Consider the following 20,207-nt stretch of genomic DNA (forward strand, 5'->3'; position numbering starts at 1 on the left):
TTTGTTATTATCATAAAATATCATTAATGAAAAAAATTGTTTTTGACGTCCACTCCAAAGAAGAAATCTGGTCATTGATTGATAAAAATTTTGAGCATATTCTCATTCATCAATTCACTCCTAACGAAGCGATTGAATGGTGGAAGACAGATTTTAAATTAAAGAATAACAGAAAATATGAAAATATGACTGTCAGAAATATGAGATTTGATATCTTAACTGATTTGAAAGGTTTAAAAGAAATTTCAGAACTCAATATAAATCATTTAGCTGTCTATCAGTTTGGAAAACCTGTTTCAAATACACTTTCCATTGAGCATTTACCTGAAGATAAACGGGAAGATATATTACTACGAAACAATCTGAAAAATATATATTTTTTTGATTATGAATTTGTAACAATACTAAGCTCAGATGAAAAATTCATTGAAAAAATAGAAGATTACATCTATTTAAGAGATAAAATCTGAAATTAAAATATGCACAAAAAAAACCACTCTCTCGAATGGTTTTTATGATTTATCTGATGATTTTATTTTGTTCCCGCTTCGCAAAGTCCCCGATTTTGAGGTTACAAAAATTAACAAAAAAAGCTTATTATCAAGCTCTTAGAAATAGCATTCATACATTCCCTGTAATACTATTTGCTCATAATCCAGAACCTATTACGCATGAAAAAACCATTCTTTCGAATGGCTTTTTGACTTATTTCGTCCAGTTAATTTTTGAATGTTTCACCTCTTCAGAATTGGTACCGATCATGATATCAAATTCTCCGGCCTCCCAGTCGTATTTCAAATCTCCGTTGTAGAATTTCAGATTTTCCGGAGTAATGTCAAAAGTAATTTTTTTAGATTCTCCCTTTTTCAACATCACTTTTTGGAAACCTTTCAACTCTTTTACAGGTCTTGTAATGGTTCCAACCAAATCTCTGATGTACAATTGCACCACTTCTGCCCCGTCATAATTTCCGGAGTTCGTCACCGTTACCGATGCCTGAATGGTTTGATTGCCTTTTGGATTGGCATTGGAAACCGTCACATCAGAATAATTGAATTTCGTATAACTCAAACCAAATCCAAACGGATACAGAGGAGTATTACACTCATCCATATAATTCGAACGGAATCTTTGATATTCACATTTATCAACCAGTTTCTGGTCTAATGGACGACCTGTATTTTTAGCATTATAATAAATTGGAACCTGACCTAAACTTCTTGGAAAAGTCATCGGAAGTTTACCTGAAGGATTTACTTTTCCAAAAAGAACATCAGAAATCGCATTTCCGGCTTCTGAACCGGCAAACCATGTATTTAAAATAGCATCAGGAGCATCTTTTACATTCGTTAAAGCTAACGGACGGCCTGTGAAAAGCACCATGGCGATTGGCTTTCCTGTCTTTTTCAATTCATTTAATAGATCAACCTGAGATTGAGGAATGGTGATCTCAGTTCTTGAAGACGATTCCCCACTCATTTCCGCAGATTCTCCGATGGCTAAAACGATGACATCAGCTTTGTTCGCAATATCTACAGCTTCTTTTAATAAAGCTTCTTTTGAACGGTTGTCTCTGTCGGTTTTTTTACCGTGAGCTGCGTAGATTTCTTCAAGTTTTGCATCATAGTCAATGTTTGCACCTTTTGCGGAAAGGAATTTCACTTCCTTCCCATAATTAGCCTGAAGTCCCTGCATCAAATTGATTGCGTTGGCATGTTTCGAAGCCACGCTCCACGTTCCAGGCATATTCATTGAGTTGTTGACCAACGGACCGATTACCGCAACCGTTCCGGATTTTTTCAATGGTAAAACCTGATTTTCGTTTTTCATTAAAACCATCGACTGAGCCGCAGCACTTCTGGCAATATTACGGTTTTCCATGCTGTACACTTCTTTTGCCGCAAGTTTTACGTCACCATGTTTGTAAGGATTGTCGAATAAACCTAAATCGTATTTCGCTTCCAGAATTCTTTTTGCAGCCATATCGATTTCGGCCTGAGTCACCTTTCCTTCAGCCAGAGATTTTTTTAATGTAGTTAAAAAGCCTTCTCCAACCATGTCCATATCAACGCCAGCTTTTAAAGCTAAAGCAGAAACCTGCTGAAGATCTCCCATTCCGTGATTCACCATTTCGTTGATTCCGGTGTAATCTGTTACTACAAAACCTTTGAATTTCCATTGATTTCTCAACACTTCTGTCTGTAGCCATCGGTTTCCTGTCGCAGGAACTCCGTCGACTTCATTGAAAGAAGCCATCACTGAAGCTACACCCGCATCAACTGCCGCTTTATAAGGTGGAAAATACTCATTGAACATTCTTACGTGGCTCATGTCAACGGTGTTGTAGTCTCTTCCTGCTTCACCCGCTCCATAAAGTGCAAAGTGTTTTACGCAAGCTAAAATATTGGTTCCATTGGCTAAATCTTTGCCTTGGTAACCGTACACCATGTTTTTAGAAATTTCACTTCCTAAGTACGGATCTTCTCCTGAACCTTCGGAAACCCTTCCCCATCTCGGTTCGCGGGAAATATCCACCATTGGCGAGAATGTCCAGTTGATTCCGTCTGCTGCGGCTTCTCTTGCAGCAACTCTCGCGGATTGCTGAACTAAGTTCATATCCCATGAAGCTGCCAATCCCAACGGAATCGGGAATGTGGTTTCGTAACCATGGATAACATCCATTCCGAAAATCAAAGGAATTTTCAGGCGGCTGTTTTCTACAGCGACTTTTTGTACGGCTTTAATTTTCTCAGCTCCTTTTATATTGAAAAGTCCTCCGACTAATCCCTGCTCTACTTTTTTTCCGATATCTGAACTTTTCGCAAGACCCGTCGTAAAATCTCCTGAGCTTGGTAAGTTCAGCTGTCCGATTTTTTCATCTAAGGTCATTTTAGCCAGAAGTGCATCAACAAATGCTTTTTTCTTTGCCTGATATTGGGCTGTCTGATAAGAGTGAACGGGCTTTGTGACCATTTCCTGTGCCGAAAACATTGGTGCCAATGCTAACGTGGCGATTACAATTAACTTTTTCATGTATCTATCTTCTTAAATTATATTGTTCTTTTATTAAATTATTTCTCTTTTCTTTTACTCAGCATCCATTCGTACAATGCAGGATTTGAGTAGGTTGAATCCCAAGAGTTATGATTGTCGTTTGGGAAAATCGTGAGTTCTGCTGATGGATTAATGGGATGAAGTTTTTGGTAAAAATTAAAAGCATTTTCCGGTAGAACTACATCATCCATTCCGCCATGGAAGATCTTCATATTGAGATTTTTGTACTGATGAATGTTGGCATACATCACTCTGTCTGTCGGTGCACAGACAGAAACGACTGCTGCAAACATTTCGGGATGCTCCATCGCTAATTTTAAGGTTCCCCAACCTCCCATCGATAAACCTGTAAGGTAAATTCTGGAGTCATCGATTTTATATTTTGACTGAATTTCCTTGATTAAATGATAGACTGTTACCGTATCCCACCAAGTATTTTCCGGACATTGCGGTGCCAAAATAGCGACTGGTTCTTTGATTAAATTTTTGTATGTAAACGGACTGTGGGCTTTTACTTTTTCCAAATCATTTCCTCTTTCGCCGGAACCATGGAGGAAAACCACCATAGGAACTTTTCCTTTTGAATTTTTAGGGTAGTCGAGGATGTAGGATATTTTTTCTGTTCGTTTTACATCTTTACTGAATGTGGTTTTTAATTCCTGAGCATTTAAGCTGAGGGAAAACGGGAGAAATAAAAGAGGTAAATGTTTCAGTTTTAAATTCATATTTCTTTTGGCTAAAGCCGTTTGATTTTTTTTGCGATCGGCTGCACGGTCGGTTATTCAAATTGAACCCTTACAGGGTTCTGATTTGTCTGTTCTTTTTTCCATCGGTTTCACCGACGGCTATTTAAGTTAAACCCTTCGGGTTTTACTTTTCGGCTTTATAAACCTTGTCAAAGTTTCTAAATCTTGGCGAGGCTTGGCGGTTAGTAGTCATTAGCCCTGATGGAAACGGCATCCTTTTTTTGTGGCAGACGGAACAAAGTGGAGACTGACACAAAAAAAGATACAGTGGACAGCAGGATTAAGCTCCTAAAAAGCAGTTGGCTTTTGGCTAATAACATCTCGCATAACTAACGTTTATTTGATATTGTATTTTTCTGATTTGAAACTTAATTTTTTTAATCCCTGTTGGATTTCGGGGGCATTCATAAATAATTTCCACAAAAATCCGGTACGGTGGTTTTCTATCATTGGGGCAATTGTTCCCTGATCGATGGCTAAATACCGCGGGGTCGTCCAATTGTTGTAGTGAATAGATGTTGCGTCATAAGGTCCTGCAGATCCGATGAATTCTGGTTTTTGAGTGTAAATAAACTTCAAAAAACCCATAGATTCTTTAGGTGTGTAGGGGAAACTACTCAATGCCGCCGTCGGAGTAATCACACCATGATCGTTTTGTGGAAAATGGGCATCATAACCAACACTTCCATCTTTATTTCTTGAATAACTTGCCGTTAATCCCCAATAATTCGCTCCATAACCTTTCCAACCTTTGGGATTTTCAATACAATATTTATAATCAATCAAGACCTGATTTTTATTTAAATCGAAATAGTTTTTGATTAATTTATCTGATAAATTGGTCGGGTCTAAACCGATGTAAGAATATTGAGTCCAGAATAATGGTCCGCCGTATTCTTCGGCTCCGTTGTGCTTTACGTACATTGGAAGTCCGTATTTTTCTTTGTCTGAAAGGTAAGTTCCGTTTCTCGTCCAGCCTTTGTAATACGTTTCGGCATCAATGGAATAGGTTGGTGATGAAGCCGCTAAAATATAGGTAATTAAACATTCGTTGTAACCTTGCAAAGGAAAATTCATTTCCCACTGATATTCTGGTGACCAATGCCAGTATAAAACTTTTTCGCCGCTTTTGGTGTACCAGTTCCACTGAATTCCTTTCCAGAGTTCGTCGCACTTTTTGGCTAAGGCTTTTTCTTCGGTGTTTCCGTTTTTAAAATATTCGCGAACCTGAATTATTCCTGTCGTCAAGAACGCTGTTTCCACCAAATCTCCACCATTGTCTTTCTTTCCGAAGGGAACGGTTTTTCCGGTTTCTCCGTTAATCCAGTGTGACCATGCGCCTTTGTGGCGGTCTGCTTTTGCGAGAAAATCCATCATCGTGGTGAGCCTTTTCACAGCCTCTTTTCTGGAAATAAAACCTCTTTCCACACCAACTAAGATTGTTGCAAGCCCGAATCCAGAACCTCCGGTTGTGATAACGTGTTTGTCATTATCAGGATAAATGTTGTCTTCGTGATAACGCTCTCTTCCAAGTTTTGAGTTTGGTTCGGCATAATCCCAGAAGTATTTCAAAGCATCTCTCTGAACTTTATCCATCAGCTGTTCGTCTGAAATATTTCCTGAAACGGTTTTGTTTTGGGAAGTATTTTTAGAGGAATTTGAAGCTGTTGTACAACTGAAAATCAAAGCTGAAACTGACAAAATTGATATTATACTTAATTTCATATAAATTTCAATTTAAAAAATAAAAATTGGTTAAAAAAATAACCAAAGTTAAACTTTGGTTATTTTTATGTTTAATGATTTTTAGTAACCAGGATTCTGAGATAAAATACCATTACTTTGATTAATAGAATTCAAAGGAATTGGAAATACTTCGTTTTTATTTGCTTTATATCCATAAGATGCCAAAACAGTTGTTGCTTGACCAGTTCTTACGAGATCAACAAATCTGTCTCCTTCCATAGCAAGTTCAACTCTTCGCTCAGCCCAAATTGCAGTTTTTAAGGCTCCTTGAGTTGTAGCTGTAGTATTTCCCAGTTGAGCTCTATTTCTTACTTTATTTAAATTTGTTATTGCTGTGGCTGTATTTCCTAATTCGTTTGCTGCTTCTGCATTAATCAAAAGAATTTCAGCGAATCTTAAAATTCTAATATTCTGAATAGAACCATAACCGCAGCTAGCATCATTAACTGAAGTAGGAACGTATGCTTTTTGATTCCACATATCACCTGCTTGAGGATCTCCTTTTTTGATAAGGTCACCTTCTAACGTAGTTTCGCCTTCTCTCAAAATAGTCAGTTCTTTACGAATATCTCCTGTCTCAAAAGCTGACTCCAAAGCTGCAGAAGGTGTAAAAAAGCCCCATCCGTATTGATTCCTAACACCTTGAACTTCCGCATATTGGCTTCCTCCAAATTGGGAAGAACATTGGCAGTTAACTTCAATTACAGACTCAGAACCAAATTCACCCGCTGGCCTGAATAAATGATTGAAACTAGGATCTAACGAGTAACCTAAGGCAATCACCTGATTAGAAGTATCGTAAGCTTTCTGCCAATCTTTTTTATATAAATATACTTTTGAGAGTAAACCTAAGGCGCCTCCTTTAGTAACTCTACCCACATTGGCAGCGTCATAACTTTGGGGCAAAACCGCAGCTGCCGCACTAAGATCCGAAATTATAAAATCGTATACTTCATTAACTGAATTTCTCGGAATGTTGTAGTTACCATCTGACGGAAGCCCATTAAAAATAGGTACACCTCCATAAATTCTAACTAAATTAAAATAGAAGTATGCTCTCAGCATTTTCGCTTCAGCGATTAATCTATTTTTCAGCGACTCATCCATACTGATGCCAGGAACGTTTGTAATGACCTGATTACAGCGATTTACAAATTGCCATTGACCGATCCAGTATCCTTCAACTCCAGAATCGCTTGAAGTGTAACTAAAGTTATTATATGCATTAATGAATGATGCATCTCCTGGATTAGAACCTTTTTCTACGTCATCAGCAGGTACACCAAAAACAAATTGAGCAGGAAATGCTGAATTTTCCCAACTTCTAAGAGATGAATAAATGGCATTTGTTGCCTGCATAGCATCATCCTGTGTTGTAAAAAAAGTAGCTGCGTCTACTCTACCTGGTTGTACGGTATCTAAATAGTCATCTTTACAACTAACTATAGCTACTATCAAAGCTAATGATAAAATTATTTTTTTCATGATTTTCTAAATTAAAAAGTGATACTTGTACCTACTGTATAAATCGCAGACATGGGATAAATATTATTATCGACACCCATACTTACTCTGTCGGAACTTGTAATTTCAGGAGAGAAACCATTATATTTGAATGATGTCCATGGGTTTTGTGCACTTAGATAAATTCTTACCTTATTGAAATTAGGTAATTTTGAGAAACCTTTTGGCAGTGTATAACCAACCTGAATATTTCTGATACGGAAATAGCTTCCATCTTCAACATAAAAACTGCTTGGCAGAATTATGGATTGATTATTTGTAGCCATAGAGTACGAATTGGATGTACCTGCACCCTGCCATCTATTATTGTAGAAGTCTAAATCCCAACTTTCATTTCCATAACGTTGCTCTCTATTATAATTATAAATTTTGTTACCGAATACACCCTGGAAATCAATTCCGAAATCAAGATTAGAAACATTCATATTAAATCCGAAACCATAAGTACCTTTTGGTACAGGACTTCCTAAAAATGTTTTATCTCTTGCATCTATAATACCATTCCCATCTTGGTCTACAAATTTAAACCAACCTGCTTTTGCACCTGATGCACCTTGTGCGGATGCTGCAGCTTCAGCATCTGTTTGGAATACACCACCAACTTGATATCCGTAATAAGAACCTACAGATTGTCCAGCTTCAAGTCTTACAATTTGATTACCGAATAGACTTGCTCCTGCATTCTGATAAGAACCTCCAAAAACAGAAGTAATTTTGTTTTTAAGAGATGTAAAATTACCGTAGAAACCTATTCTTACTTTTTCAGAAATCTTTTTATCATAATTTACAGAAAATTCAAGACCTCTGTTGTTGAAAGAAAAAGCATTTGTAATATAATTGTTATTATTACTTGCTCCTGAAACAGGGCTCTGTACAATTCCATAAACAACATCTTTCGTATCTTTATCAAAATAAGCTGCTTCAAACTTTAACGCATTATTTAAAAAAGCCATTTCAATACCAAAATCTTTCCCTGTAGTAATTTCCCAACCAATAGTCGTATCAATAAACTGACTGATAGTTTGAGCTGGTGAGCCAATCGTACCGTAATAAGCACCTGCATTGACAGCAGTAGCTGACAATTGGTAAGCTCCATACTGCACATTTGGGTTTCCTGTTCTACCCCAGCTTCCTCTTAACTTCAAAAGATTGAAAACATTTTGATTGCTCATAAAGTTCTCTTTAGAAATAACCCATCCCGCACTTACTGATGGAAAAATCTCGTTTCTGTCAATATTAAAATTAGAAGATCCATCTCTACGAATTGAGGCATTTACAAGATATTTACCTTTGTAGTCGTAATTAACTCTACCAAAAAAAGATTGAATTCTTGAGATATAAGGTACAACGTTATATTCTGCATTGTATACATCGACACCAAAAATATTTGTTCCACTAGAAATTTGTAACGAACCGTTGCCACCATCATAATTTACATTACGGGCATTCCAGTAAGACTGAGAATAATAATTTTGAGTTCTAGAAAAACCTGCTAAAACATCAAGATTATGACTTCCAAATTTTTTCTTCCAGTTTAACGTATTATCCCACACATAATCTCTGTTTCGAGAATCTCTTGTTATTAATGTGGAATTTGCAGGTGTTGGCAAATATGTTTGTACAGGAGTATATTCAAACAAACTTGAATTTAAATTATCAGTAGTTAAACTTGTTCTAAAAGTAAAATCTTTTAAAAATTTAACTTCCCCCCAAACATTGTTTAACATTCTTTGCTGCCTGTTCTGCGATCTGAAAAGATCTAACTGAGCACGTGGATTGCTTACAGTAACTAACGTAAAATATTGGTAATTTCCGGTAGCAGGATTTATAGCATCATAAACCGGTGGTGCATTATAAGCGTTCAGTAAAGGATTGTTTGCACTGTTTGTAAGAATTTTTGAGAATGTAAAGTTATCTCCTATGGTGATATTATCTGTTATTTTATAACTTAAATTCACTTTTGTAGTAAATCGCTTGAAGTTACTTCCAGAATTTATACCTTTATTAGCATCCAAATTCCCCTCATCCTGAAGATAACCTACACTACCATAATATGAAAGTTTTCCTGCAGATCCTGAGGCAGAAAAATCGTTTGAATTAATGCTACTTGGTCTCAAGATTTCCTTAAACCAATTTGTATCTGCCGGATAATTATTTCTTGAGATAGATCCTGCACCAGATCCAGTATCATTATATAACTTTTCATTATGAAGCTCAATATACTGATCCGCATTTACCATTTTAGGTACATTTGTAACAGTCTTAATTCCTAAATAAGAATTTACGTTAAAGGTCGGTTTCTTACCTTTACCTGTTTTAGTTTTAATGATAACAGCTCCATTACCAGCCTGTGCCCCATAAATGGCTAAACTTGATGGGTCTTTCAAAATACTCATCGACTCAATATCCTGAGGATTCAGGTACGAAATATCTGTAGTAATAGAACCGTCTACAATGTAAACCGTACTTCCTGTCATTGATCCAATTCCTCTAATATCTACTCTGGGAGAGCCACCTGGTGTTGCAGAATTAAAAATCTGAACACCGGCAGCTTTACCTTGTACAGAACTCAATGCATTAGAATTGGGTCTGTCTGCAAGATCTTTTGCCGAAATCACACCGATACTTCCTGTAACATTTTCTTTTTTTTGTGTTCCATATCCCACAATTACTACCTCCTCTATCTTTTGTTCTTTTTGAACTGAATCCTGAGGGGTAGTCTGCCCGCTTACGTTCATCCCAAAATAGAGAACCGCAATGAGGGTAGAATACTTTAAATTACTTTGTTTCATATAGTTTCAATTTTCTTGTTTGTTTCTTTTGCTTTTATCTCAAAAAAAGACATTAATCAAAAATAACAAAAAAAATCATTTCTGTTAATTTTACTTAAAAAAATTATCTTTTTAACATATCATTCTAAAAGTAATCAATATAATTGCATTATTCATTAACATTTAGTTAATATTAATAGAAAAAATTATCATTTTTATACTTATACGTGTGTTTAATTTTTCGTTTTGAAGCATTTACATCCCCAAAAACCTATATGAAATAGTAAAAAACACTCAAACTTTAATAAACATATAGCAATTTTAACATTGAAAATATTTCTAAATCATTAAACACAAAAGCGAAATTTTTATCTGTTAATTTTTGGTGCTATATTTGAAACTTTATATCAAATGAATTCGATTATGAAAAAATATATTATTGCAGCAGTTCTTATTTTGGGAACGGGTATCACGATTACCACGTCTGTACAATCATGCACCACGCTTGCAACATCAGATATTGGTTTAGCAGTTATCAAACGCGTTTTGCTTGGCGGAATTAATAAAGGTGCAAATATCTACGGAAATAAAGATGCTTTCTTGCAAAACAACCTTATAGATAAGGCACTTCCAAAGGAATTGAGAGACATTAATGCAACTTTAGAGAAAATTGCTCCTTCCCTGGTTCAGAAAGAAAAACAATATATTGCTGAAGCTGCCGTTTTTACAGTAAATATTTCTAAGCCCATTCTGGAAACTGCTGTTAACAGTCTGAATGCACAGGATGTCACCAGAATTATTCAGGGAGAGAAAGGTACAGCCACTTTAGTTTTGAAAGAGAAAACACAGGCTCAGCTCATACAGGCCATCGCACCTCGAGTTGAACAGGAATTAAACAAATACGGTATCGTAAAAACGATTAATACTGCTCTTTCAGGAAGCAATCTTTTAGGAAGTCTTTTGGGAGGAAATAAAACCTCCGTAAATTCAGGTGGATTAAGTACTCTGGCTACTGAGCAACTCGTTAACGGAATGTTTAACATTATTGAAGACTACGAAATTGAGAATTCTAAAAGCCTTTTAGGACCTTTAGGAAAACAGTAAATTAAATTTAAGACAAATTAAAAAATGGATATAATAGAGGGAAACCAACACGCCAACCCTGAAGATTTTTATGAATCTTTAAAGCAGAAACTAGAAGACAATCACGATTTTCCGGAAGATTATTTATTTAAATTTATCATTCCAACCGATCAGGCGAAATTAACAGAAATCTACAAGGTTTTCGACGGAATAAAATTCACCCTTGGAAACCGAGAAAGCAAAAACGGTAAATATACAGCCTGCAATATCAACGCTTTTGTTTTGGATGCAGATCAGGTAGTGAGAATTTACAAGGAAGTAGCTAAAATTGAAGAAGTTATATTACTTTAGATATTGGTAAAGACTAATAAGTAGTAAGTAATAAAGTTACAATTAACCTAAAAGTGAAAGTCAGCGAATGCTGACTTTTCTGTTTTATTCAATAAAGAATTTTACGTTTTCAATCGGCCTTCCGAGCATCGCCACTGAGCCTTTAATTAAAACTGGCCTTTGAATAAGTGAAGGATTTTTCACCAGTACACCAATCCACTCATCTTCAGAAAGTTCTTTGCCTGCATAATTTTCAAGGTAAAGACGGTCAGTCTTTCTGATGAGATCATGAACGCTGTGGCTTAGCTTTTTGAGTAATGTTTTAATTTCCAGTTCCGAAAGCGGATCTTCAATTAAATCTATAATTTCGAAAGCAACGCCGTTTTCGTCCAGGTATTCTAAAACTGCTTTGGATTTTGAGCAGTTTCCGTTGTGAAGTACTTTCAGTATCATGATTTTTTAGATTTGAGATTTGATTCTTCGGCAAGCTCAGAATGACAATTAAGATTTAAAACAAGCCGTTGAGTTCTGCTTCAATCTTTTCAAGAATAAAGCCAAAGTCTTCAGGTTTTTCTACAAAATCAAGATCATCAACTTCTATGACAAGAAGTTTGCCTTCGGTATATTCAGAAATCCATTTTTCGTATTTCTGATTCAGTTTGGAAAGATATTCAATGCTTATTGAAGCTTCGTATTCTCGTCCTCTTTTATAAATTTTCTTAACCAAATTAGGAACGTCAGATTTCAGGTAAATCAAAAGATCAGGAGCTGAAACGAATGATTTCATCAGATTAAAAACAGAAAGATAATTGGCGTAATCTCTGTCTGAAAGGAGTTTCATATCATTCAGGTTTTCCGCAAAAATATGGGCATCTTCATAAATCGTTCTGTCCTGAATGATGTTTTTTCCACTTTCACGGATTTCTTTCACCTGTCTAAAACGGCTCCCAAGAAAATAAATCTGCAGAGCAAAACTCCACTTGCTCATGTCTGCATAGAAATCTTCAAGATATGGATTGTGGTCTACATCCTCAAACTGTGCATCCCACCCATAATGTTTAGCGAGCATGGTCGTTAAAGTAGTTTTTCCTGCTCCGATATTTCCTGTAACCGCAATATGCATATTTCTATGTGTCTTATTTAAATTTTAATAACCCAATTCCTCAATTTCGTCTAGAACCTTAATAATGTCGCCTTTATCAGATTTTTCATTTTCAAGTTCTTCGATGGTTTCTTCCAGCTTAGCTTTCTTAGCCTGGGCTTCCATAAGACGAAGAGTTTCTGGGCTGTAAAGATAGAGTTTGTTGCCTTTTAGTTCAAAAAAAGCAAGGCTGTTTTTTTCCACAATCTGCGTATCGGGATCTTCAAATATTTTGGTAATCTTCTGATCCGGACTGAATCTCAGGATACTGCTTTTGGTAATAATCAAAACCATTTCGTTTTCTCTTCTGAAACGTTTGGCATTGGCAACTTCAGCTTCAAATAGTTTTTCAAATTTTAAATTATAAATTCTGAAAAGTTTTTTACTTAAAACATAGACTTTATTTTCAAAAACCAAAAGATCAATAATATCTTCAAAACCACCATCGTAAGGATAAGAATTAATCGTTGTATCATTACGGAAATTATATTGCAAAAGTCGTCTTGTACTTTCATCCAAAAGCCAAATCTGCTGCAAATCCTCAGCATAAGCATGTTTGATGTAGCTGAATTTCTGTTTGAAATCTATTTTTTGAATATCATTAAGATTTTGATCCACAAACTTCATTTCCTGAGCATTTTCAGAAAAAAGCGGAATGCTTAAAGGATTCTGAACACTCTGTATTTTGTAAGGAACAGGAAGCATCATCTGACCAATCTGCTTCCCCAAAGAATCGTATTTGGTAAGGCTGAAATCTTTGCTTTTGTAGATATAGAGATTTCCGTAATCATCCGCAAAAAAATCTTTTACCTCCTTCAGTTTTAGCGTGTCTAAAGGAAGACTTTTCTGTGCCGAAACCGTACAGAATAAAAACACAAAGATGATACTAAATAACCTCAATATTATTTTACTAAGAAAGCGTCCCAAAAGGAACGCTGACAATTTACATACTTTATTTTATTAAGCGGGAAATTACTTTCAATTTTAACTATTTTACAGCAACCTCATAAATTTTTGACCACTTTTTACCCGTCACAACCATGTTGTCGCCTTTAAACGCAATTCCGTTCAGTACATTTTCGCTATCGGCATCGGTAAATGGTTTTGCAATATTTGTAAAATCAAATTTACCAACAACTTCTCCGTTGGCAGGATTAATTTTTAAAATAATCGGCTGGTGCCAAACGTTGGCATAAATGAAACCTTTGTAAAATTCAAGTTCGTTTAACTGATCGTAAACCGAACTGTTTCCTGCAACAGAAATATATCTTACAATTTTTGAAGGATCGCTTGGATTCAGAAAATAAAGATTTTTAGTACCATCCGACGCAATCAGATTTTTACCGTCGTACGTTAATCCCCAACCTTGTACCATCATATCAGGATAAGGAAATTCTGATAATAATTTTAAGGTGTTTTTATCATAAATCAGACCTTTTTTGTTTTCCCAAGTCAACTGAAAAATTTTATCTCCGGCGATAGTACTGCCTTCAGAGAAAATATCCGCCGCCTGCTTTGTCTGGTTTATCGGAAGCGTGTCTCCCAACTTATAAGTAAGAAGTCTTGAAGTTCCGTACTGACCGTCACTTTCATAGATTGTAGAACCGTCCATCTGGAAACCCTGTACAAAATTGGCACGATTATGAGGATATTCTGCTACAATTTCATAATTTAAAACCTGCTCAGGGCTTTTGCTGTAGACATTGATTGTCGCATCCTGATTCAGCATTTCGCCACTTTTTGTTTTGATATTAAAAGTGACAGCATTATCTCCAAGCGTAAAATATTTTGGGTCAACTACCAGATCTTTAGTTTCCTTGTCTCCAAAACTGATTGTGATTGATTCTGCCATATCTAAAACATCCTGTGGCAGATTAAGTTTATCTCCGAAATGATATCCTTTCGCCTCCATAGAATTGTTGTAATCTGCAAGATTATTCATTGTTTTCTCGTCATTTTTACAAGAAACAACCGAAAAAAGCGTTGCAGATATAAGAAGCGCAGAAAATCCTGCTATGATTTTATTTTTCATATTCCTTTTAAAAAATTTCTCAAAAATAACAAAATTTATGGCTCTTTGCTAATTTCAGAAACATTCTCTCCGAATTGTAATATATAACCGTTGTTGTCGTAGACTGCAAACTCTCTCATTCCCCATTCAAATGTTTCAATTTCGTAGCAGACATCAGCTTTTTCCTTTAAATCTGACCATAAAACTTCCACATCATCAACATTAAAATAAAAGGAACCTGAAAACCCAATATTGTTAAATTTAGAATGGTCATTCTTCTTGGAAATCATCAGAACCACCTGATCCTTCTGTAAAGAAGCCCACTGCCAGTCATCGTTTTTTTCATTTAAACTGAATCCTAAAATATGAGTATAAAACGATATGGATTCATCCAAGTGATCTGTCCACAGTATTGGTTTAAGGTTGTTGAATTTTGACATTTGAATTTGTTTAAATTATTTCTCCAAAAACGGTTTCAAACTCTGATTCAGAATTCCGCTCCAACCTTCTGCAAAACTTTTTCTGGTAAAGTTTTCGCCAAGACCTTCAAATTTATCTGTACCCGTGTGGGTAATTTTCACTACAGTTTCTCCTTTTTCATTTTGAATAATTTCCCAGGTCACGACCGTTTTTTCAACCGAAAAATCAGGATAAGTCCATGTGTAAGACAATTTCTGATTGGGTACAACCTCTAAAACTTCTCCTACGTGGTGGTATTTTTTGTGATCTCCTGGTTCATAAAAATTAAATAGAGCACCCACTTCCGGAACAAAATCAGGAATATCAAAATACCACGATTTCATCTCATTTTTATCTGTTAAAGCTTCCCAGATTCTTTCTGGCCAAGCATTTACCACGGACTGAATTTCGATAGGATTACTCATTTTTTTTTAAGTTTAAATGTTAAGTATGCGCAAAACCTGTGATTTTCGCTTCATCAAAATCGAGCTGCATTTCTATCGTTCTCATCACATGATCGTCAAAAATTTTCTCACGCTTCATTCTGTGAAGTTCGTTTCGCTGTGCCTGAATTACCTGCCTCAGAACATCTTTATTTTCATTCATTGCAGAAGCATAATCTACTGTAGAACTCATGCATTGAGCCTTATCTGCAATTAATTTCATCTCGTTTTCCAGTTTGTAAATCTGATGTTTTACCAAACTGTTGTTTTCAGAAAGTTCAGAAAAATCACCAGTAAGTTTTTCGAGTGCCGTTTCTTTAAGCTTTTTCATTAAAATTGCTTCCTGCTTTTCTTCAGGCAAATCGCTTCCGGCATCGTCAATTTTCAGCCATTTTAAAATTGGAGAAAGTAACAAACCCTGCCCCACTAAGGTAATTAAAATGATAACAAAAGTGACGAATAAAATTATATTTCTGTGCGGAAACGGTTCCCCTGGGCTGATATAAACCGGAATTGACAGCGCCGCAGCCAATGAAACTACTCCCCGCATTGCTGCAAAACTAATGATAAAAGGCTCTTTCCAATCTGGTTTGGGGTTTTCCAGCCTTCTTTTTTTGGATAGAAGCCATGGTACATAAACAATCGCATAACTGTAAGCCAGCCTCGTGAAAATAATAGCTCCACCGATGACAATACTGTAGAAAATACCTTCAGAAATGGTGTAATCTTTCATCGCTGCAACAACAATGGGTAATTCCAGACCAATTAAGATAAAAATAATCGTATTCATCAGAAAGATAATGACACTCCAGACGTTACCGGTCTGGATTCTTGAGGTATGACTGAGATAGCAATGTGAATTGTAAGACATCAATAAACCACCTGCTACAACCGCCAAAACACCGGAAAAGTGAAAATGTTCTGCAGCAACGTACATTACATACGGGACAATCAATGTAATAACCGTATCAATATTTGAATTAGATGGAATTAACCTTAAGAATTTACCAAAAATGAGTCCGGAAGCAATACCGACCGCTACTCCGCCAATAGCCATGGTAAAGAAATCCTGCACTGCATCACGGAAAATAAACTGCCCGGAAATCACAGCTGCGAGAGCAAATTTAAAAACTATTAAACTTGATGCATCGTTGATTAAACTTTCACCTTCCAGGACAGTTGTGATTTTTTTGGGAATTTTCATATTTCTTAAGATGGAAGTTGCTGCAACAGCATCAGGCGGAGAGTTTACACCACCTAAAAGAAATCCCATCGCCACAGTAAGCCCAGGAATAATGGATGAAGAAAGATAAGCTACCACAATCGAGGTAAGGAAAACCAGACCAAATGCCATTGAAAAAATCTGTTTGCGCCATTTGTGGAAATCCTGCCAGGACGTAAACCAGGCGGCTTCAAATAAAATTGGAGGCAGAAAGATAAGGAAAACCAAATCCGGTTCTATCTCGATTTGGGGCATTCCCGGGATAAAACTCACCAGCAAACCTGCAATAACAAGGAAAATGGGATAGGCAACTTTAAGCTTCTGACCGATCATTACAAGAATCATTACGGAAAGCAGCACGGCTATTGAAATAATTACGTAATCGTGAATCATACTGAAATGGTATTTTAGTTTAAAGGTATTTAGAATTGAAAGTAAAGTTAATTAATTTCTTCTATCAATTAAACAAAATTAATACTAAAAATCAATAACAGACAAAGAGTCGGATTCTTCAGTTTTAAACTGACGGAACTTCACTTTTAAAATTATTTTCAATAAATAAAAAGTCAGTTTGTCATTTATTGTTTAAAGGTTAGTTGGTTTAGTGGCTTAGTCTCTTTGTTTTATACGGATGATTTACAAATTTCTTTCTGTTAAATAAAAAACCGCCAGAAAAACTGACGGCTTAAATTTAAATAAATCTTAAGGATGTTGCTGCATTTTTGCAGGATCATCATAGTTTACCATCCAGTTGATGCCGAATTGATCAGTCAGCATTCCGAAATAAGCTCCCCAAAATGTGTCTGCCATCGGCATTTTCATGTGACCGCCCTGTCTTCCCAGACGTTCGTAGATTCTGTTAGCTTCGTCACGGGATTCTGCATTTACAGAGATTGCAAAATTGTTTCCTGCAACGAAATCGTTTGCCCATTCGCCACCAGTGTCGCTTCCCATCAAAACCGTTTCCTGGGAAATCGGCAGACTTACGTGCATAATTTTGTTTTTGTCTTCTTCAGACATTTCCATTCCTTCCTGCGGAGGCATTTCACCAAAAGTTCCCATGTAAGGAATTTCTTTTTCAAAAACATCCTGATAAAATTCAAATGCTTGTCTGCAATTACCGTTGAAGGTAAGATAAACGTTTACCTGTGCCATTTTTATATAGTTTAATGTTTGTTAATTTGAAATTTGAGGTTTGAGATTCGTGTTATAGGATGCGGGATGCGGGACTTGGGTTGTGAGTTTTGAGATGCAGGATTCATTCATCATTCATCAATTATTGCTCATTGCCAATTACTCATTACCCATCACCCATCACCGATGCTGATCGATAAGAATCATATTTCCGTCGGGGTCTTTGAGGAAGATATGTTCGGGACCGGTGGTAGATTCATCAGCCGTTTTTTCTAGTTCGATTCCGTTTATTTTGAGTTTTTGCTGAATCACTCTTACATCATCAAATTCCTCGAGATCCTGAGCATTTTCGTCCCAACCGGGATTGAAGGTGAGCATATTTCCATCAAACATGGCTTGAAAGAGACCAATTAAGGTAGTTCCGTTTTTCATGATGAGATAATTATGTTCCATACTTCCTCCCATCGATGAGAAACCCAGTTTTTCGTAGAACTCTTTAGATTTAGCTAAATCTTTTACGCTTAAACTTAATGAGAATACTCCTAATTTCATAAACTAATCTCTATTTTTTATTTAAAGCAACTTTGTATCCTGCGAAAACAATAAAGGGCGCTAAAATCCCTGAAATCCACATCCAGGCTGGTGTAGGCAGCATGGTAAAATTCCAAATAATGGCTGAAAGCAGTAGTACTCCGCAGATGATGGCGTAGTATGGTTTACCGTCTTTTGCAATTTTTGTAGAAACGAACCCAGCTGCAAATGCGCCAATTACATATCCAACAATGATCATCAGCAGCGCATCGGTAGGGAGACTTTCAACATATTTGCTGAAAGCTTCTTTATTTTCGTAAGTCACATCTTTTGGCAAAGGATAATGGTAATGATTAATGGCTTCCATCAAAAATATGATCAAATTACCGACAATCATTCCACCGATAACCGCAAATATTTTTCTAATCATCATTATTGGTTTTTGAGCTTTGTTTTAAAATTCATTGTTTTATCATAGCTAAACCAATCGCCAATCAGCTCTATCTCTTGATTTTCGATCTGATCCTTTTCTTTATTCCAGCTGAAAGTATAGATAAATTTTCCTTTGAATTCACCGGAGTGCTTGCCTTTGTTTTCTTCCGCCAGTTCGTAAGTGCCATAAACAGTACTTTTTTTAGCAGAATTTTTGTATCTGGTAATTTTTAATTTACCTTCAAATTTCGCATAGACTTTATCCACCAAAGAATATCCGGAAACGAAATACTCCTGATCATTCTTTTTATCCTGTTCAGAAATGTCAATCTTAAGTTTTAAAACTTCTGCATCTTTACCGATTTTCCCGACATATGGTTTACTGTTGTTGAGCCAGACAGTAGAAATATTCGGCATTTGTGCAAAACAAAATGAAGAAAGAAAAGATAAAACAAATAAAAATTTTCTCATAGAAAAATCTTTTAACATTAAAAATTTTGGCTAAAGCCCAACGGAATGTTCATCTTGCAAACGGGCTAAAGCCCGTTTTTACTGATTATATTTTTTTTAAACTCCAAACTGGCTCAAATGATGATTAAGGTGTTTTGCAAACATATTATTCCACTCCTGAGATTTAAGTTTTCCAAATGAGAAAGATTCTTTTCCTTCAAAAGCATCAGAGCCCAATTGCTGTGTTTTCTGAATAAATCCGATCAGTCTTTTTTTCTCTTCATGAAAATTTCTTCTGTTTGAAATCAAAAATTGAGGTGCTGTAGGCGAATCTCTTGGATAGGCTTTCTCGCTTACCACCTTGGGCTTTACAAACTGTTTCAAAATAAATTTTGCAATTGCTCCCGGTTTTTTGTGTTTTTCAGGCTCATAAACCATCTCATAAGTAACGCAACAGTGCGCCAACATTTGATCTACGGTCATTCTTCCCCACATTCCGTGCGTGTCTTCGATGAGATTATTGATTCTATTGATGTAATTCTGAGCGTCTTTAGAGTCGAAAACGTTTTCCATAGTCTGATTAATTGTATAGAAACAAATATATTATTTTTTTGTTTTAATTTTTAGTTTAAACTTAAACTCAATGATGATTTAATTGAAAATTCATTCAAATATTACTTTACAGAGCCGTTACAAACATCGCCGTCATCATAGCCATTCAGCCAAACTTTCAAATCATTAATGCGTTGCTCGGTGAGTTGCTGAAGATAAATATTGTAACACATGGGATAAACGCTGCCATAATGATTTTTCGCATCAGCTTCCGGATATTTCATCTGAACTTCAGCATCCCGAAATTTTATCCAGAGATTCTGTGCGACTTTCAGTTTCTTCAGAAAAACCGAATCTTTGGCATATTTCTTTAAAATCTGACCGTAAACTAAATTGAGTTGTTTGTCAGCTTTTGCATAATTATCATAAGCCGTTTTATTCATTTCAGCCTGAGTCTGAGCAAAAATAAATGAGCTCAACATTAATGAAAACAAGACTACTATTTTTTTCATTTTTAAATATTTTTATTTAAATACATCATAACGCAAAGCTTGAACGCAGAGTACACAAAAGATTTA

The 20,207-nt window shown here is 35.9% G+C and carries 21 protein-coding genes; 3 read left to right on the forward strand and 18 right to left on the reverse strand.

Going from position 1 to position 20,207, the window contains the following annotated elements; all coding sequences use genetic code 11:
- The first annotated feature begins 26 nt into the window (after positions 1–26).
- Positions 27–470 carry a hypothetical protein gene (locus tag AC2A1G_RS13505; protein WP_484047437.1) on the forward strand — a complete coding sequence of 148 codons (444 nt, stop codon included), beginning with the start codon at positions 27–29 and terminating at the stop codon, positions 468–470.
- Between the two features lie 235 nt (positions 471–705).
- Here AC2A1G_RS13505 and bglX read toward each other — a convergent pair whose 3' ends face one another.
- The 5 genes from bglX to AC2A1G_RS13530 all read right to left on the reverse strand — a co-directional run bounded on the left by bglX (position 706) and on the right by AC2A1G_RS13530 (position 9,862).
- The gene (bglX, locus tag AC2A1G_RS13510; protein ID WP_484047438.1) at positions 706–3,033 is read right to left on the reverse strand and encodes a beta-glucosidase BglX; all 2,328 of its coding nucleotides are present in this window, start codon (positions 3,031–3,033) and stop codon (positions 706–708) included.
- Between the two features lie 38 nt (positions 3,034–3,071).
- A complete protein-coding gene (locus AC2A1G_RS13515; RefSeq protein WP_484047439.1) occupies positions 3,072–3,779 on the reverse strand; it encodes a carboxylesterase family protein in 708 nt (235 codons plus the stop codon).
- A gap of 357 nt (positions 3,780–4,136) precedes the next feature.
- Positions 4,137–5,525 (reverse strand): glucoamylase family protein, encoded by a 1,389-nt coding sequence (locus tag AC2A1G_RS13520; RefSeq protein ID WP_484047440.1) that lies wholly within the window; start codon positions 5,523–5,525, stop codon positions 4,137–4,139.
- An 81-nt stretch (positions 5,526–5,606) separates the two neighbouring features.
- The gene (locus tag AC2A1G_RS13525) at positions 5,607–7,031 is read right to left on the reverse strand and encodes a RagB/SusD family nutrient uptake outer membrane protein (protein WP_484047441.1); all 1,425 of its coding nucleotides are present in this window, start codon (positions 7,029–7,031) and stop codon (positions 5,607–5,609) included.
- An 11-nt stretch (positions 7,032–7,042) separates the two neighbouring features.
- Positions 7,043–9,862, reverse strand: a complete 2,820-nt coding sequence (locus tag AC2A1G_RS13530) for a SusC/RagA family TonB-linked outer membrane protein (protein WP_484047442.1) — start codon at positions 9,860–9,862, stop codon at positions 7,043–7,045.
- A 402-nt stretch (positions 9,863–10,264) separates the two neighbouring features.
- Between AC2A1G_RS13530 and AC2A1G_RS13535 the strand changes: the two genes are divergently transcribed.
- Both AC2A1G_RS13535 and AC2A1G_RS13540 read left to right on the forward strand, forming a co-directional pair.
- Positions 10,265–10,945 (forward strand): DUF4197 family protein, encoded by a 681-nt coding sequence (locus AC2A1G_RS13535; protein ID WP_484047443.1) that lies wholly within the window; start codon positions 10,265–10,267, stop codon positions 10,943–10,945.
- 24 nt (positions 10,946–10,969) lie between these two features.
- The gene (locus AC2A1G_RS13540) at positions 10,970–11,275 is read left to right on the forward strand and encodes a DUF493 family protein (RefSeq protein WP_484047444.1); all 306 of its coding nucleotides are present in this window, start codon (positions 10,970–10,972) and stop codon (positions 11,273–11,275) included.
- Between the two features lie 84 nt (positions 11,276–11,359).
- Here the strand turns inward: AC2A1G_RS13540 and AC2A1G_RS13545 are convergent, their stop codons facing one another.
- The 13 genes from AC2A1G_RS13545 to AC2A1G_RS13605 all read right to left on the reverse strand — a co-directional run bounded on the left by AC2A1G_RS13545 (position 11,360) and on the right by AC2A1G_RS13605 (position 20,141).
- Positions 11,360–11,707, reverse strand: coding sequence for an ArsC/Spx/MgsR family protein (locus tag AC2A1G_RS13545; protein ID WP_484047445.1), 348 nt, complete (start codon positions 11,705–11,707; stop codon positions 11,360–11,362).
- A gap of 55 nt (positions 11,708–11,762) precedes the next feature.
- Positions 11,763–12,377 carry a deoxynucleoside kinase gene (locus tag AC2A1G_RS13550; RefSeq protein WP_484047446.1) on the reverse strand — a complete coding sequence of 205 codons (615 nt, stop codon included), beginning with the start codon at positions 12,375–12,377 and terminating at the stop codon, positions 11,763–11,765.
- Positions 12,378–12,401: 24 nt separating this feature from the next.
- Positions 12,402–13,271: a hypothetical protein gene (locus AC2A1G_RS13555; RefSeq protein ID WP_484047447.1), complete on the reverse strand. Its 870-nt coding sequence runs from the start codon at positions 13,269–13,271 to the stop codon at positions 12,402–12,404.
- A gap of 112 nt (positions 13,272–13,383) precedes the next feature.
- Positions 13,384–14,427 carry a glutaminyl-peptide cyclotransferase gene (locus AC2A1G_RS13560; protein ID WP_484047448.1) on the reverse strand — a complete coding sequence of 348 codons (1,044 nt, stop codon included), beginning with the start codon at positions 14,425–14,427 and terminating at the stop codon, positions 13,384–13,386.
- Between the two features lie 35 nt (positions 14,428–14,462).
- Complete coding sequence (locus tag AC2A1G_RS13565) at positions 14,463–14,846, reverse strand: VOC family protein (protein ID WP_484047449.1); 384 nt, start codon at positions 14,844–14,846, stop codon at positions 14,463–14,465.
- A 15-nt stretch (positions 14,847–14,861) separates the two neighbouring features.
- The gene (locus tag AC2A1G_RS13570; protein WP_484047450.1) at positions 14,862–15,290 is read right to left on the reverse strand and encodes an SRPBCC family protein; all 429 of its coding nucleotides are present in this window, start codon (positions 15,288–15,290) and stop codon (positions 14,862–14,864) included.
- Positions 15,291–15,309: 19 nt separating this feature from the next.
- On the reverse strand, positions 15,310–16,923 hold the full coding sequence (locus AC2A1G_RS13575) for a Na+/H+ antiporter (protein WP_484047451.1): 1,614 nt from the start codon (positions 16,921–16,923) through the stop codon (positions 15,310–15,312).
- Positions 16,924–17,232: 309 nt separating this feature from the next.
- Complete coding sequence (locus tag AC2A1G_RS13580; RefSeq protein WP_484047452.1) at positions 17,233–17,685, reverse strand: VOC family protein; 453 nt, start codon at positions 17,683–17,685, stop codon at positions 17,233–17,235.
- Positions 17,686–17,844: 159 nt separating this feature from the next.
- Positions 17,845–18,216 (reverse strand): VOC family protein, encoded by a 372-nt coding sequence (locus tag AC2A1G_RS13585; protein ID WP_484047453.1) that lies wholly within the window; start codon positions 18,214–18,216, stop codon positions 17,845–17,847.
- 10 nt (positions 18,217–18,226) lie between these two features.
- Positions 18,227–18,625, reverse strand: a complete 399-nt coding sequence (locus AC2A1G_RS13590; RefSeq protein WP_484047454.1) for a hypothetical protein — start codon at positions 18,623–18,625, stop codon at positions 18,227–18,229.
- Between the two features lie 2 nt (positions 18,626–18,627).
- Complete coding sequence (locus tag AC2A1G_RS13595) at positions 18,628–19,098, reverse strand: hypothetical protein (RefSeq protein ID WP_484047455.1); 471 nt, start codon at positions 19,096–19,098, stop codon at positions 18,628–18,630.
- 96 nt (positions 19,099–19,194) lie between these two features.
- Positions 19,195–19,650 (reverse strand): DUF1569 domain-containing protein, encoded by a 456-nt coding sequence (locus AC2A1G_RS13600; protein WP_484047456.1) that lies wholly within the window; start codon positions 19,648–19,650, stop codon positions 19,195–19,197.
- A 101-nt stretch (positions 19,651–19,751) separates the two neighbouring features.
- The gene (locus tag AC2A1G_RS13605) at positions 19,752–20,141 is read right to left on the reverse strand and encodes a lysozyme inhibitor LprI family protein (RefSeq protein ID WP_484047457.1); all 390 of its coding nucleotides are present in this window, start codon (positions 20,139–20,141) and stop codon (positions 19,752–19,754) included.
- Positions 20,142–20,207 lie beyond the last annotated feature (66 nt).

The sequence above is a fragment of the Chryseobacterium sp. HNCC26DJ240 genome (assembly GCF_057180485.1).